Source organism: Catenulispora sp. MAP12-49 (genome assembly GCF_041262705.1).
Classification (GTDB): Bacteria; Actinomycetota; Actinomycetes; order Streptomycetales; family Catenulisporaceae; genus Catenulispora.
The window spans coordinates 126,461-140,365 of sequence record NZ_JBGCCP010000011.1; the positions used below are offsets into that span (position 1 = coordinate 126,461).

Genomic DNA, 13,905 nt, shown 5'->3' on the forward strand with positions numbered 1-13,905 from the left:
GGGTGTCGGGGCTAGACGGCTGCCCGGAGACCGGTGAAGGCGCCGCGATGAGCGGCACGCCAGGTCGCGACGGCATCAGCCACCGAAGCCGTGACCGTGGACGTCGGCGCCGACTCGGGCGTGGTCGACGTGGTCGATGAAGCCGACGAAGCCGACGAAGCCGACGTCGACGAAACCGGACCAGGAACTCGCTGCACATCAGAGCCCGGATTCCCGCCATAAGTACCACTACCGGGAATGTTGGTCGGCCGCACCGACGACCCGGAGTCATTGAGCGCGTAAGCCGTACCCAACCCGATCGCCGCCGCCGCGGCCGCGGACCCCACGACCTTGCCGACCAGCCGATGCCGCCGCACCCGCTGTCCGCGGTCGAGCGCGCGGCGGGTCAGGGCGTCGATGTCGGGCCGGCACTCGGCCGCGGTGGCGTCGAAGGCCGCGCGCACCGTTCCCGTGCCGTCCGCGGCGGTCTCGAAGATGTCGGTGGACACAGGTGGGCCGTCCTTTCTTGGGGTGGGTGGCGGTCAGCCGAGAAGCCGTTCGGGGAACACCTCGCCGAGCGCGACCCGCAGCCGGGCCAGCGCCCGCGAGGACTGGGTCCGGACCGAGGCGGAGCTGATGTGCAGGACCGCCGCGACGTCCTCGACGCTGAGGTCCTCCCAGTACCGCAGCACGACCACCGCCCGGTCCCTGGCCGACAGGTTCGCCAGCTCGGCGAGCAGCGTCAGCCGCACGGCGGAGTCGACGTCCTCGATGACCCGCTCCGGCGGCTCGGCGATCGGCTGCTCCCCCGAGCGCTTGCGCCGCCGCTGGCTGATGAAGGTCCGGGTGAGGACGGTCTGCGCGTAGGCGGCGGGGTTCTCGACCCTGCTGACCCGGCGCCAGGCCACGAACACCTTCACGAGGGTGTGTGTCCTGCATGAGATCCTCGGCCAGATGCCAGTCCCCGCCGGCAAGGAAGTACGCAGTACGGAAGAGCCGGGCCCCGTGTGCGGCAGTGAAGTCCTGGAAGGCTTGCCGATCATCCTTCATCTCCTCTGCCTTCATCGCCCGTGCTGGTTGACGTCCACATAAGGTTCAACGCGCGGGGACGCGGGCTTTGTGACAGCTTCCCGAGAGGAATTTTTGGCGCTCCTGACCTCTGTGTGGGTGAGTTCCTCGTGTGGGTGAGTTCCTCGTGTGGGTGTGGCTGGGGTGGGTGGCTTACAGGCGTTTCTTGACGGCTTCGCGCATGGTTTACGGGATCCACTGGTGGCGCGGGTCGGGGGTGGCGCTGGTTTCGCGGGGCGGTGGTGGTGTGGGTAGGTGGTTGGCTCTACTGCGACAGTCAAGGACAACTGCGAAGGCGAAGGCGAACTGCGAAAATCAAGGTCAAGGGCTAAAGGCGCCTCCGGCGGCGCCTACGCGGCGAGCGGCCTCGGCTCCGGGGATGGGGGCCGCGCTGGCTGCCGCCGGACGATGCTTGTGGTCGCCTCGTCCCGGATTCCCCGTCGCATCGTCGCCTAACGGAAGCAGACCGGTCCGGTGGTATCAAGCCGGATCGCCCAGCTGGTGGCCGGGTATCAGCGACTTGACACCACCGGCCCGGCCTGCTTGGCTTCGCCCGCCGAAGCGACGGGGAATCCGGGACAAACCCACCTGTGGGAAGAGTTCCCGCGCCTCGCGCACGCACCGCCCGGCCGCCGCTGTGTCTCACCGGGTGGACCGAGTCCACACCACAGACCGGGGTTGTCCCGGATTCCCCGTCGCTTCGGCGGTGCTTGCACAACCATCCCGGCCTGGGCGGTGTCCAGCCGAACGAAACCGGTGGCCGGCAACAGTGATCCGGCTTGACACCGCCCAGGCCGGGATGGTTCCCTCCGGGCGACGAAGCGGCGGGGAATCCGGGACGAAGGCGACCACAAGCAGCGTCCGCCGCCCGACAGCGCGGCCCCCACTCCCCGGAGCGAGGCCGCTCGCCGCGCAGGCGCCGCCGGAGGCGCTCTTCAGCTCTTGACTGTGGCTCTTGCCCTTGACTGTCGCAGTAGAGCCGCCCACCTACCCACACCACCACCGCCCCACGAAACCAGCACCACCCCCGACCCGCGCCACCAACGGATCCCGCAGACCCCGCGCGAAGCCGTCAAGAAACGCCTGTAACTATCAGCCCACAAACAAACCGCAACCAGCCACACCCACCCACCCACAGGTCAGGGGCGCCGAATTTTTCGCCTGCACCCGGTGACGGTAGTCGCCGGGTGGCATGCCGTGCGCGGCGCGGAAGGCGCGGCTGAAGTCCGCCGCGTGGCGGAAGCCCCACCGGGCCGCGATCGCCTGGACCGGCTGGCCGCGCAGGCGCGGGTCGGCGAGGTCGGCCCGGGCCCGCTCCAGACGCTGGTGGCGGATCCAGGCCGCGACGGTGCGGTCGCGGAGCTGGAAGAGGCGGTGCAGGTAGCTGACGGAGATGTGGTGGTGCGCCGCGATCTCCGGTGGGGACAGATCCGGGTCGCCGAGGTTGCGCTCGACGTAGGACTCGATGCGGGCGAGCAGGGCCTGGCGGCGGGTCTCAGGGGCCTGCCGGCCGTCGGCGGTCCGGGCGCCCGGGGCTTGGCGGCGGGCCACGAGGATCGGCCGGTCCGCCGGTGCCGGTTCGGAACCAGCCCCGGCCTCGGCCCCGGCCTCCGCGTGGGCGATGTGGGCGACGTGGTCGGCCAGCGCGGCGACAGCCAGATCCAGCGCGGCCTTGCCCAGGCGCGCGGCCTCGCGCTCCCCCACCGGACCGCTGTCGTCCGTCGCCGCGACAAGAATCAGGATCCTGTCGGCTCCGGCGCCCTCGCCGTCTATGGTCACGATCATGGAACCCGATTGTGAATCAGGGACCTCACACCGAGCTCACACGCGCACCACAAGCCCTGCTCCCGACGGGAGCGCTCACGAACCGGATAAGCGCGGCAGCACCCGGTGCGGGTCGGCATCGGAGCGCTCGACCAGCAGTGCCGCCGAACCGAGTATCTCCGGATCCGGCGCCTGGGCGATCTCAGGATCCTTGTTCGCATAGGGGAAGATCGACAGCACGTGCTGCATCGCGGCGATCCGGGCCCGCTTCTTGTCGTTGCTCTTGATCACCGTCCACGGCGCGTCGGCGGTGTCGGTGTAGAAGAACATCGCCTCCTTCGCGTCCGTGTACTGCTGCCAGCGCTCCAGCGAGGCCAGGTCCATCGGGCTCAGCTTCCACTGGCGCACCGGGTCCACCTGGCGGATCAGGAACCTGGTGCGCTGCTCGGCCTGCGAGACGGAGAACCAGAACTTCACCAGGGTGATGCCGTCGCGGACCAGCATCCGCTCGAACTCCGGCGCCTGGCGCATGAACTCCAGGTACTCGGCCGGGTCGCAGAAGCCCATGACCCGCTCCACGCCGGCGCGGTTGTACCAGGAGCGGTCGAACATCACGATCTCGCCGGCGGCCGGCAGGTGGGTCACGTAGCGCTGGAAGTACCACTGCGTGCGCTCGCGCTCGGTGGGCTTCTCCAGGGCGACGACCCTGGCGCCGCGCGGGTTGAGGTGCTCGGTGAACCGCTTGATCGTGCCGCCCTTGCCCGCGGCGTCCCGGCCCTCGAACAGGATCACCAGCCGGCCGCCGGTCTCCTTGATCCAGTTCTGGAGCTTCAGCAGTTCGATCTGCAGCAGCCTTTTGTCGTGCTCGTAGCGCGTGCGATCCAGGCGCTCGCGGTACGGGTAGTCCTGGCGCCAGGTGTCCACCGGGACGCCGTCGGCGCCGACGAGGATCGGATCGTCGTCGTCCGCCTCCTCGATGTGCAGGCCGCGGGTGTCGGTGACGTCGGCCAGGGTCCAGCGCTGCGGATCAGGGGTCGGTTCTGCGCTCACACCCGCAATATCCCCGACCGAGTCCGCCTGATGATCGACCACGCGTCAAACATTGCGCAAACTCCCGAGGGATGGCAAGCCATGGCGACCCGCGGCGCGCGGCGGTTCTGTTTCCCGCGCCGCAGCATTCAGCCCCTTGATGTTAACGAATCCTTTGCCCCGGTCGGTGTTCCATTCGTCACGGTCTGTGTCTAGCATCCCCCGTGCTGCCTTCCCCACGCCCCCTCCCCACTACCCCACTCCCCCGCCATCAGGAGAGAACCCATGCGCATCTCCCGCAAGGCCCTGTCACTGTCCGCAGCGGTCGGCGCGGTCGCCGTGGCCGCCGCCGTCATCCCGTACGCCACCGCCTCGGCCGCCCCGGCCGCCGCCCCGGCCACTGCCGGCGTGGTGCCGACCCCCGCCCACGTCGTCGTGGTGATGGAGGAGAACCACTCCTACAGCGACATCATCGGGAGCTCCAGCGCCCCGTACATCAACTCCCTGGCTTCCTCCGGTGCGCTGCTGACCGGCTCGTTCGCGGTCACCCACCCCAGCGAGCCGAACTACATGGCGCTGTTCGGCGGCAGCACCTTCGGCCTGTCCTCGGACGCCTGCCCGGTCAGCGAGGGCACCAAGGCCAACCTCGGTTCGGAGCTGCTGGCGGCCGGCAAGACCTTCAAGGGCTACTCCGAGGGCCTGCCGAGCACCGGCTCGACGACGTGCTCGTCCGGCAAGTACGCGCGCAAGCACTCGCCGTGGGTCAACTACAGCAACGTGCCCGGCTCGGACTCGCTGCCGTTCACCCAGTTCCCGAGCAGCTCCAACTACGCCAGCCTGCCGACGCTGTCGTTCGTCATCCCGAACCTCAACGACGACATGCACGACGGCACCGTCAGCGCCGGCGACACCTGGCTGAAGAACAACCTGTCGGCCTACGCCACGTGGGCCAAGGCCAACAACAGCCTGCTGATCGTGACCTGGGACGAGGACGACTACACCGAGAGCAACCAGATCCCGACGATCTTCGTCGGCGCCGGTGTGAAGACCGGCCAGTACAGCGAGCAGGTCAACCACTACAACCTGCTGGCCACGCTGGAGCAGATGTACGGCCTGACCCCGGTCGGCAACAGCTCGGGTGCCGCTGTCATCAGCGACATCTGGAGCTAGGCGCACGCGTCACCGCGTAGTGCGCAGCGGACGGCCCGGACACCCCCGGGCCGTCCGCGGCATGCTGTGAGCCCGAGCCCGAGCCCGAGGCCGAGGCCGAGCCAAAGCCAGAGCCGGAGCCGGAGCTAAAGCCAGAGCCGGACCAGGAAGGGAACCCCGAAAGCCATGCGCCGTGCCTCCTGGCAGGTACGCCTCGCGGTGCTGCCGCTCGCGGTGGCCGCCGCCGCGGCGTCGGGCGTCGCACTGTCGCACTCCGCGACCGCGGGCGGCCCGATCGCCGTCCGCACCGCCGGATGCGGCACCCCGCCCCCGGCCGCCGGCGCCGGCCGCGTCGCCTTCGCGGTCACCGACGACACGGACGCCTTCGCGACGGTCTACCTCGTGGACGCCGCCGACCGGGTCTACGCGGAGATCCCGTGGCTGACGCCGAAACACACGCTGCCCCTGGCCACAACCCTCGGCGCGGGCCGCTACGCGATCCGGTGCGTCCTGTCCGACGGCACGATCCACACCACGTCGCAGTTCTCTGTCTCGGGCACGGCCCCCGGCGCGGTCGCCGGCTACAAGCCGCTGCCCGACCTGGACCTGACCGCACCGGTCAACGCCTACCGCGCCTGGCTGGGCACCGCGTTGCCGAAGCTGCTCGCGGCCGCTCAGACCCTGGACGCGGACGTCGCGCGCGGGGATCTGCAAGCCGCGAAGACGGACTGGCTGACCGCTCACCTGGACTACGAGCGCCTGGGCGCGGCGTACAACTCGTTCGGCGACTTCGACGACGCGATCGACGGGACGTCGGCGGGCCTGCCGGACGGCACGGCGGACAAGGACTGGGCCGGTCTGCACGCGATCGAGTACGGGCTCTGGCATTCCGCGTCCGCCTCTGACTTCAGACCCCTGACACAGGGCCTCGTCACGTCGGTCCAAGGCCTGATCGAGGACTTCCCGAGCGAGGAGGTCGACCCCGGCGACCTGCCGCTGCGCGCCCACGAGATCCTGGAGAACACCCTGCAGTTCCAGATCACCGCGGCAGCCGACGAGGGCAGCGGCACCAGCCTGGCCACGGCGTACGCGAACACCGAGGGCACCCAGGAGGTGCTCAGCGTCCTGGCTCCGCTGATCGACGACCGGGCCCCGGGCCTGCGTGCCCGGATCGGCGCGGAAATCGCCGCGCTGCAAAGCGATCTGCAAGCGACCCGCGACGCCTCGGGCGCCTGGACCCCGGCCTCGGCCATCACCACCGCGCAGCGCCGGCGGATCGACGCCGACCTGGACCAGCTGCTCGAAGACCTGTCCACGATCCCCAACCTGCTCGCCCCGAGGACGAACGCATGAGCGGCCTGGCACGACGGTCCTTCCTGCGCGGCGCCGCGGTCGGCGCTGCTTCGGCCGCCGCGGTCGGCGGCGCGGCGGGGATCGCGGCGGCGACCGTGGTGGACTCCGGTCCCGGGCCATCGGGACGCCGCATCGCTTTCGAGGGGCCGCATCAGGCGGGCATCCTGACCGCACCTCAGGATGCCGCGACGTTCGTGGCGTTCACCGTCACCGCCAAGGACCGCGCCGCGCTGACCGCGCTGTTCCGGACGCTCACGGATCGTGTCAGGTTCCTGACGTCCGGCGGCTTGGCGGCGGCCACGGACGTGGCGTCGCCTCCCACCGACAGCGAGACGCTCGGACCGGACGTCCCCTCCGACGGCCTGACGGTGACGGTCGGCGTCGGGGCGTCGCTGTTCGACGGCCGTTTCGGCCTCGCGGGCCGCCAGCCGGCGCGGCTGACCGCGATGCCGGTGTTCCCCGACGACCACGTCGAGGGCTCCACCGAACTGCACGGCGACCTGATGCTCCAGATCTGCGCGGACTCCCGCGACACGGTGATGCACGCGCTGCGCGACATCGCCAAGCACACACGCGCGGGCATGCAGCCGTCCTGGAAGGTCGACGGCTTCCACGCCGCGCCGCGCCCCGACGGGGCGCCCCGCAACCAGCTCGGCTTCAAGGACGGCATCGCCAATCCGGACGTCTCCAAGGCCGCGGTGACCGACGCGCTGATCTGGACGCGGGCCGGCGGCGGCGAGCCGGCCTGGACCGAAGGCGGCTCCTACCAGGTGGTCCGTATCATCAGGATGCTGGTGGAGTTCTGGGACCGGGTCTCGCTGCACGAGCAGGAGAACATGATCGGCCGCCGCCGCGACTCCGGGGCCCCGCTGGACGGCGCGGCGGAGCACGACACGCCGGATTTCCACGCGGACCCCAACGGCTTGGCGATCCCCACGAACGCGCACATCCGGCTGGCCAACCCGCGCACCCCGGCGACCAGCGGTCAGCAGATCCTGCGGCGGGGCTACAACTACGAACGCGGGCTGGATCTGAACGGCAACCTGGACATCGGGCTGATCTTCTGCTGCTACCAGCAGGACGTGCAGCGTCAGTTCCAGGCGGTGCAGGAGCGGCTGGCCGGCGAACCGCTGGTCGACTACATCCAGCCGACCGGTGGCGGCTATTTCTTTGCGCTGCCGGGGGTGCGGGATGGCGGGGACTACTTCGGGTCCGGGTTGGTAGAGAGCTGAGACAGCTGTCACGATCAAGAGATGGCATCCGAGGCAGCACGGCTCCGGCCCGACGCGCTCAATCCGCTCAAGCCGCTCCAGCCGTTCCAGCCGCTTCGCCGTAATCGGGACTTCCTGCTGTTGTGGGGCGGCCAGACGGTGAGCGAGGTGGGGTCGCAGATCTCGGTGCTGGCGCTGCCGCTCGTCGCTTTGGTCGTCTTGAAGGCCAGCGCGCTTCAAGTGGCGCTGTTGTCGGCGGCGACGACGAGCGCGTTCCTGCTGATCGCGTTGCCGGCCGGGGTGTTGGTGGACCGGCTTCCGCGGCGCCGGTTGATGCTGTGGTGCGATCTGGCGCGGGTGGTGCTGCTCGGGTCGGTTCCGGTGGCGCAGGTCGCCGGGGTGCTGACGTTGGGGCAGTTGTACGGCGTGGCGCTGCTGTCGAGTGTGTGCACGGTCTTCTTCTCGGTGGCGTATCAGAGCTACCTGCCGACGCTGGTCCATCGCGACCAGCTCATGGAGGGCAACGGGAAGCTCAGCACGTCGCAGTCGGTGGCGCAGATCGCCGGGCCGGGGCTCGGCGCGGCGCTGGTGGGAGTGATCGGCGCGGCCAAGGCCATGGCGGGCGACGCGGTGTCGTACGCCGTGTCGGCGGGGACGCTGCTGGCGATCCGGAAGGCCGAGCCGGGGCCTCGGGACGTCGCGGTCGGCCGCGTTCGCATGCGCACGCAGATCAGGGAGGGGCTGGCTTTCGTGGCCCGCGATCCCATCCTGCGCCGCGCGGTGGCCTGGAGCGGATCGGCGAACTTCTTCGTCATCATGGTCGAATCCCTCGGCCCGGTGTTCCTGGTCCGCACCCTCCACCTGCGCCCGAGCTACGTCGGCCTGATGCTGGCGGCCGGCGCGTGCGGCGGCGTGGTGGGCGGCCTGACCGCCGCCCGGCTGGCGAACAAGGTGGGATCGGCGCGCATCAGCTGGCTCTCGATGACCGTGTTCGCCCTCCCCGGCCTGCTGATCCCGGCCGCCGGCCCCGGCCGGCTGAGCCTGCTGTTCGCAGCCGGCTGGACATCCTGGACCTTCTCGGCAACCGTCTGCGGCATCGCCCTGACCAGCTACCGTCAGGCCACCTGCCCCCCGGACCTCCTCGGCCGCGTCAACGCCGCCTCCCGCTGGGTGACCTGGGGCACCCTGCCCCTGGGCGGCATCGTCGGCGGAGCACTGGCGGCGACGGTGGGCGTGCGCACATCGCTGTGGATCGCGACGGCCGGGGGCTGCCTGTCAGGGCTCTGGCTCTTCTTCTCGCCGCTGCGGGGGATGCGCGACATCCCCGAGCCTGCGGGTGCGTTGGTCGGGGCCCGGTGATCTGGCGCTGGGGCCTCGACCACGAAGACAGCCCGGTCGCGCTCGAGTACCCGCCCGGCCGCGGGGACGTGGCGAACGCCTTCGAGTGGTACTTCGACGGCTTGCCCCACGAGGACCGGGACGCTGTGCGGAGCATTCTTCCCGTCTGGCACAGCCTGCTGGCCGAGCATGGGCCGAACTACTCGCTGAGCACCAACAGCGCCGGTGCGATCCGGCGGGGGCCGGACACGGTCGAGCTGAGTTCGTTCTTCAAGCACTTCGAGCCGGTCGTGATCTCGAATGCGCTGTTCGAGGAAGTGGTCGCGGCGTACCAGGACTTCGCTGAGCACGACGAGCGCTACACGTAGCCGCGTGCCTGGCCTCCGAGCCAAGCGAAGAGGAGCCCGATGCGGGGTGCGAATCCCGCCCGACTCCGGAGGCGCCTGGGGATGACGCGTCCTCGCGGGCGAGACGACCCTGACGCATCAGGACTCCTCCTCGCCACGCATTCGCCGTTGCACATCGCGAATGCGGTCGGCCGCGCGGAAAGGGGGTCCGGGGCGGCCGTGGTCCTGATTGCCCGGATCACGGGGTTCAAACGGCCCGCGCGTCGGCGGGATTCGAAACGGGGCCGTTTAGTTTCCGCAGAACCGGTCACGCACTGGTACAGGCTTGATCGGGTAGCACCGTCACCTGCCAGGACGGCGCGAAAGCCGAGCTCCTGGACATGCCGCGCTGGAGGAATCGATGAGCAGAGGGGATTCGATGAGCGAAGAACGGAACCGGGCAGCGGCCCTCGACTCCCTGATCAAGGCCGGCCCCGCCTTGCTCCGCGACCTCTACGACCTGCCGGAGCCCATAGCCTCGGTCTACTTCAGCATGGCCGATCCCACCGGAGACGACGTGGCCCTGCGCCGCCGCATGGTCCGGCACCACCTGCTGCGCGCCGCGACCGGCACCGTGGTGCTGGGTGCCGTGGAGGAGGCGCTCGGCGATGTGCCGCAAGGACCGGGAGCGGTGGCGGTCTTCGTCGGGCGGGACGGCTCGGTGCGGACGTTCACCATGCCGGAGGCGGATCTGACGACCGATCGGGTCAGCAGGTCGGCGCTGCCCGAGGTGGTTCCGTTCCTGCGCTGGCAGCAGTATCGGCCGGCCTATGTCCTGGCCGCCCTGGGCCGCACGGGTACGGAAGTCTCGGTGCGGCACTCGCCGTGGAGTGAGGTCACGACGATCACGGCGCCGGCTCCCGGCGACGGCAACGGCAACGGCAACGGCAACGGCAACGGCGCATCCGAGGCCGTCACCGATGCGCTGTCGAGTTCCGGCGCACGCCTGGTCATCGTGACCGGTGACGCGCGGGCGGTGCAGTCCTTCCAGGGCAGGCTTCCCGCGTGGGCGCTCCAACGCGTCCAGGTGGAGGCCGTTCCGGAAGAACGGCGCACGCAAGCAGACCGGGGAAAGACGACGCCGGTCGACCTCGCCGCGATGGTGGATGCCCGGTTGCGGGAGACCGTGGCGGCCGTGATCAACGGATCGGACCCGGAGAACGGCGGCGACGCCCCCGCCGGCCAGGGCGTGTCCGAGGTGATCCGCGCGCTGGCCCGGGGTGAGCTGCGGGAACTGCTGGTCGGCAGCGGCGGCGCCGAGGACTCGGCCTGGTTCGGCCCCGGCCCCACCGACATCGCCGAGACCGCCTCCGGCCTGGACGTGCCGGACACCGAGAAACGGCATGGACCCGTCGCCGACGTCCTGATCCGCGCCGCCACGCTCACCGACGCGGAGGTGGCGATCCTGCCGGTGGAGATGTCCGAGGCGCTTCACCAGGGCGTGGGCGGGATCCGACGCTAAAACGAGGTACGGAGCGTGTCATGGATGCCAGCCACGCGACGTATGCCGCCGAGCGTTCGACCCGGACCCCGTGGATCATGGTGAGCGCGGTGATCGCCGCCGCGGTCCTGTTCGGCACAGCGCTGATCGTGGGCAACGGGGTGCTCATCGTCGTCGCGATCGCGATCGTGGTGAGGTCGGCGAGGAGGAAGCAGAAGACGCGAAGGAGTGATCATGGGCACCGCCCTCACCACCGAAGTCCTGGACTCCCGGTCCAGCCTTCCGGAGATCGCCGAGCTCGGTCAGCAGCTGCGGGTCGACGGGATCCGCGCCAGTACCGCGGCCGGCTCGGGCCATCCGACCTCCAGCATGTCGGCGGCCGATCTGATGGCGGTGCTGATGACCCGCTACCTGCGCTACGACTGGTCCGATCCGGACGATCCCGGCAACGACTGCCTGATCTTCTCCAAGGGCCACGCCTCGCCGCTGCTCTACGCGATGTTCAAGGCCGCCGGCGTGGTCACGGAGCGCGAACTGCTGGAGGACTACCGCCGGGCGGGCAGCCGCCTGCAGGGCCACCCGACGCCGGTCCTGCCCTGGGTCCCGGCCGCGACCGGCTCGCTGGGCCAGGGCGTCGGCATCGGCGTGGGCATGGCCCTGGGCTGGCGCTGGTCCGAGCACAGCGGGCGCCACATGTGGATCCTGTGCGGCGACGGGGAGTTCACCGAGGGCTCGGTCTGGGAGGCCCTGTCCATGGCGGCGCGGCTGGGCCTGGCCCACGTGACCGTCATCATCGACGTCAACCGGATGGGCCAGCGCGGCCCGACGACTCTGGAGTGGGACACGGCCGGGTACGCGCAGCGGGCCGAGGCCGTCGGCTGCCACGCGATCGTCATCGACGGCCACGCCCTGCCCGAGATCGACGAGGCGCTGCGCTCGGCGTCGAGCAGTCTGAAGCCGACCGTGATCGTGGCCCGGACGCACAAGGGCCGCGGGTTCCACGAGGTCGAGGACAAGGAGGGCTGGCACGGCAAGGCGCTGCCCGCCGAGATGGCCGAGCGCGCGATCGAGGAGCTCGGAGGGATCAGGGGCCTGACGGTCCAGGGTCCCGCGCCGGAGCCTCGCGATGACGTCAGGGAGGTCAAGCGGGGCGGTGACAGCCTGGAGGGCCGGGAGCCCGTGCGTCCGACGTTCCCCATCGACAAGCCCGCGGCGCCCCGATTGGGCTTCGGCAAGGGGTTGGCCGCGCTCGGCGTGAACCCGAAGGTCGTGGTGCTGGACGCCGAAGTCGGGAACTCGACGTACACCGAGGAGTTCGCGAAACAGCACCCTGAGAGGTACGTGGAGTGCTACATCGCCGAACAGCAGATGCTCGCGACGGCGGTCGGACTGGCGGCGGACGGCTACCGCCCCTTCGCCGCGACCTTCGCGGCCTTCCTGACCAGGGCCTACGACTTCATCCGCATGGCCGCGGTCTCGAACGTCGACCTGGCGCTGGCCGGCACCCACTGCGGTGTCGAGATCGGCCCCGACGGCCCGTCCCAGATGGGCCTGGAGGACCTGGCGATGATGAGGGCCGTCCACGGATCCACGGTGCTGTACCCGGCCGACGCCACGAGCGCCGCGGCACTCACCATCACGATGGCCGGCCTGCCGGGTATCAGCTATCTGCGAGCGACCCGCGGCGCGTACCCGATCCTCTACGACGCCGACGAGGACTTCCCGATCGGCGGATCGAAGACGCTGCGGGAGACCGAGCACGATCCCGTGACGCTGCTGGGCGCCGGGGTCACCGTCCACGAATGCCTGAAGGCGGCGCAGATGCTGGCGCACGACGGCATCTCGGCCCGCGTGCTGGACCTGTACTCCGTCAAGCCGATCGACGTCGCGGCCCTCATCCGGGCCGCCACCGACAGCGAGGTGCTGGTGGCCGTCGAGGACCACCACCCCGAGGGCGGTTTGGGCGAGGCCGTGCTGAGCGCGCTCGCCGCTGAAGGCGTTCCGGTGCGGCGGTTCGGCCACCTGGCCGTGCGCATCATGCCCGATTCGCGGGAGCCGGCCGAGGAGCTTGAGGCGGCCGGCCTGTCCGCGGAGCACATCGTGGCGGCGGCCGGGCGGCTGCTGGCGGGGAGCGGGGCTGAGGCTCGGGCTGAGGCTGAGGCTCGGGCTGAGGCTGAGCGCGGATAGCCTCGGCGTTCACCCGACAAGGCTGGCGCCACTGACTTCGGTGGGTGCGGGTGCGGGTGCGGTTGGTTGGTGGGTTGGCTTTAGAAGCTTTTTACGGCTTCGCGCATGGTTTGCGGGATCCGTTGGGGGGGCGCGGTCGTAAGGCGGTGGTCGGGGCTACGTTGGCGGCTGATGGTCTGGGCAGGTGGTGCTGGCTACCCACACCACCGCCGCCCCGCGTCAGCCCCGCACGTGGAGTCCGAATCCGGTCCGGCCGGCCGGTTCCAGCCCTTCCTTCAGCTGCAACGAGGGGATCTCGTAGTCGCCGAAGTTCTGGCGGCGGAAGGTGATCGGCTCGGTCGTCTCCAGCGTGAGCAGGCGCTGTTGCCAGGCCTTGGCGGCGTCGGGGTAGTTCTCGTCGGTCATTCGGTCGGTGCCGTACAGCACGAACGGGGGCAGGACCTCGATGCCGGGGTAGTACAGGATGCCGTGTTGGATCGGGAACAAGAGGTCTTCGATGGGGCCGTTGATTCCGCGCGCGGCGTAGTGCGACTCCGGGCCGCCGGCGGTCACCGACAGCAGGGCCCTGCGTCCGGCGAGTGTGCCCTCGCCGAAGCGTTCGCCGTACTGGGTGTCGTTGTGCTCGCCGACGCCGTAGGCGAAGTGGTAGGTGAAGACGCGGTCCACCCAGCCCTTGAGGATCGCGGGCATCGCGTACCACCACAGGGGGAACTGGAAGACGATCGCGTCGGCCCACAGCAGCTTCTTCTGCTCGGCGCGGACGTCCGGGGTCAGGGTGCCGGCGTCGAAGGCGCGGCCCGAGTCCAGGGCGACCTTGAGGGGATGCGAGGCGTCGGGGCCGTAGTCCGTGGCGTCCACGGTCGCCTTCCAGTCCATGGCGTACAGGTCGCTCACCTGTACCTCGTGGCCGGCGTCCTCCAACGTGGAGACCGCGAGGTCCTTCAGCGATCCGTTGAGGGACTTCGGTTCCGGGTGGGCGTAGACGATCAGTGTCTTCATG

General features: G+C 70.3%; 12 protein-coding genes. 7 read left to right on the plus strand and 5 right to left on the minus strand.

Translation table 11 applies throughout. The features are described 5' to 3' along the window. Nucleotides 1-11: 11 nt before the first annotated feature. The 4 genes from ABIA35_RS21480 to ppk2 form a co-directional block, all read right to left on the minus strand. Nucleotides 12-488, minus strand: a complete 477-nt coding sequence (locus tag ABIA35_RS21480) for a hypothetical protein (RefSeq protein WP_370359049.1) — start codon at nucleotides 486-488, stop codon at nucleotides 12-14. A 33-nt stretch (nucleotides 489-521) separates the two neighbouring features. Next, nucleotides 522-899 carry a sigma-70 family RNA polymerase sigma factor gene (locus tag ABIA35_RS21485; protein WP_370359050.1) on the minus strand — a complete coding sequence of 126 codons (378 nt, stop codon included), beginning with the start codon at nucleotides 897-899 and terminating at the stop codon, nucleotides 522-524. A gap of 1,240 nt (nucleotides 900-2,139) precedes the next feature. Continuing rightward, the gene (locus ABIA35_RS21490; protein WP_370344032.1) at nucleotides 2,140-2,832 is read right to left on the minus strand and encodes a helix-turn-helix transcriptional regulator; all 693 of its coding nucleotides are present in this window, start codon (nucleotides 2,830-2,832) and stop codon (nucleotides 2,140-2,142) included. 75 nt (nucleotides 2,833-2,907) lie between these two features. Then, nucleotides 2,908-3,822 carry a polyphosphate kinase 2 gene (ppk2, locus tag ABIA35_RS21495; RefSeq protein WP_370344149.1) on the minus strand — a complete coding sequence of 305 codons (915 nt, stop codon included), beginning with the start codon at nucleotides 3,820-3,822 and terminating at the stop codon, nucleotides 2,908-2,910. Nucleotides 3,823-4,110: 288 nt separating this feature from the next. On the opposite strand from ppk2, the gene ABIA35_RS21500 reads away from it, so the two are divergent. The 7 genes from ABIA35_RS21500 to ABIA35_RS21530 all read left to right on the plus strand — a co-directional run bounded on the left by ABIA35_RS21500 (nucleotide 4,111) and on the right by ABIA35_RS21530 (nucleotide 12,905). Beyond that, entirely contained in the window at nucleotides 4,111-5,010 is a 900-nt protein-coding gene (locus tag ABIA35_RS21500) for an alkaline phosphatase family protein (protein ID WP_370344150.1), read from the plus strand. A gap of 165 nt (nucleotides 5,011-5,175) precedes the next feature. Further along, complete coding sequence (locus ABIA35_RS21505) at nucleotides 5,176-6,342, plus strand: EfeM/EfeO family lipoprotein (RefSeq protein ID WP_370359051.1); 1,167 nt, start codon at nucleotides 5,176-5,178, stop codon at nucleotides 6,340-6,342. Then, on the plus strand, nucleotides 6,339-7,574 hold the full coding sequence (gene efeB / locus ABIA35_RS21510) for an iron uptake transporter deferrochelatase/peroxidase subunit (RefSeq protein WP_370359052.1): 1,236 nt from the start codon (nucleotides 6,339-6,341) through the stop codon (nucleotides 7,572-7,574). The genes ABIA35_RS21505 and efeB overlap by 4 nt, the downstream gene beginning before the upstream one ends. Nucleotides 7,575-7,595: 21 nt before the next feature. Continuing rightward, on the plus strand, nucleotides 7,596-8,912 hold the full coding sequence (locus tag ABIA35_RS21515; protein WP_370359054.1) for an MFS transporter: 1,317 nt from the start codon (nucleotides 7,596-7,598) through the stop codon (nucleotides 8,910-8,912). Continuing rightward, entirely contained in the window at nucleotides 8,909-9,259 is a 351-nt protein-coding gene (locus ABIA35_RS21520; RefSeq protein ID WP_370344036.1) for a hypothetical protein, read from the plus strand. The genes ABIA35_RS21515 and ABIA35_RS21520 overlap by 4 nt, the downstream gene beginning before the upstream one ends. Nucleotides 9,260-9,656: 397 nt before the next feature. Beyond that, nucleotides 9,657-10,739 carry a hypothetical protein gene (locus tag ABIA35_RS21525; protein WP_370359056.1) on the plus strand — a complete coding sequence of 361 codons (1,083 nt, stop codon included), beginning with the start codon at nucleotides 9,657-9,659 and terminating at the stop codon, nucleotides 10,737-10,739. 213 nt (nucleotides 10,740-10,952) lie between these two features. Continuing rightward, entirely contained in the window at nucleotides 10,953-12,905 is a 1,953-nt protein-coding gene (locus ABIA35_RS21530; protein ID WP_370359057.1) for a transketolase, read from the plus strand. Between the two features lie 219 nt (nucleotides 12,906-13,124). Here the strand turns inward: ABIA35_RS21530 and ABIA35_RS21535 are convergent, their stop codons facing one another. Then, nucleotides 13,125-13,904: an NAD(P)H-dependent oxidoreductase gene (locus ABIA35_RS21535; RefSeq protein ID WP_370359058.1), complete on the minus strand. Its 780-nt coding sequence runs from the start codon at nucleotides 13,902-13,904 to the stop codon at nucleotides 13,125-13,127. Between the last annotated feature and the right edge of the window lies 1 nt (nucleotide 13,905).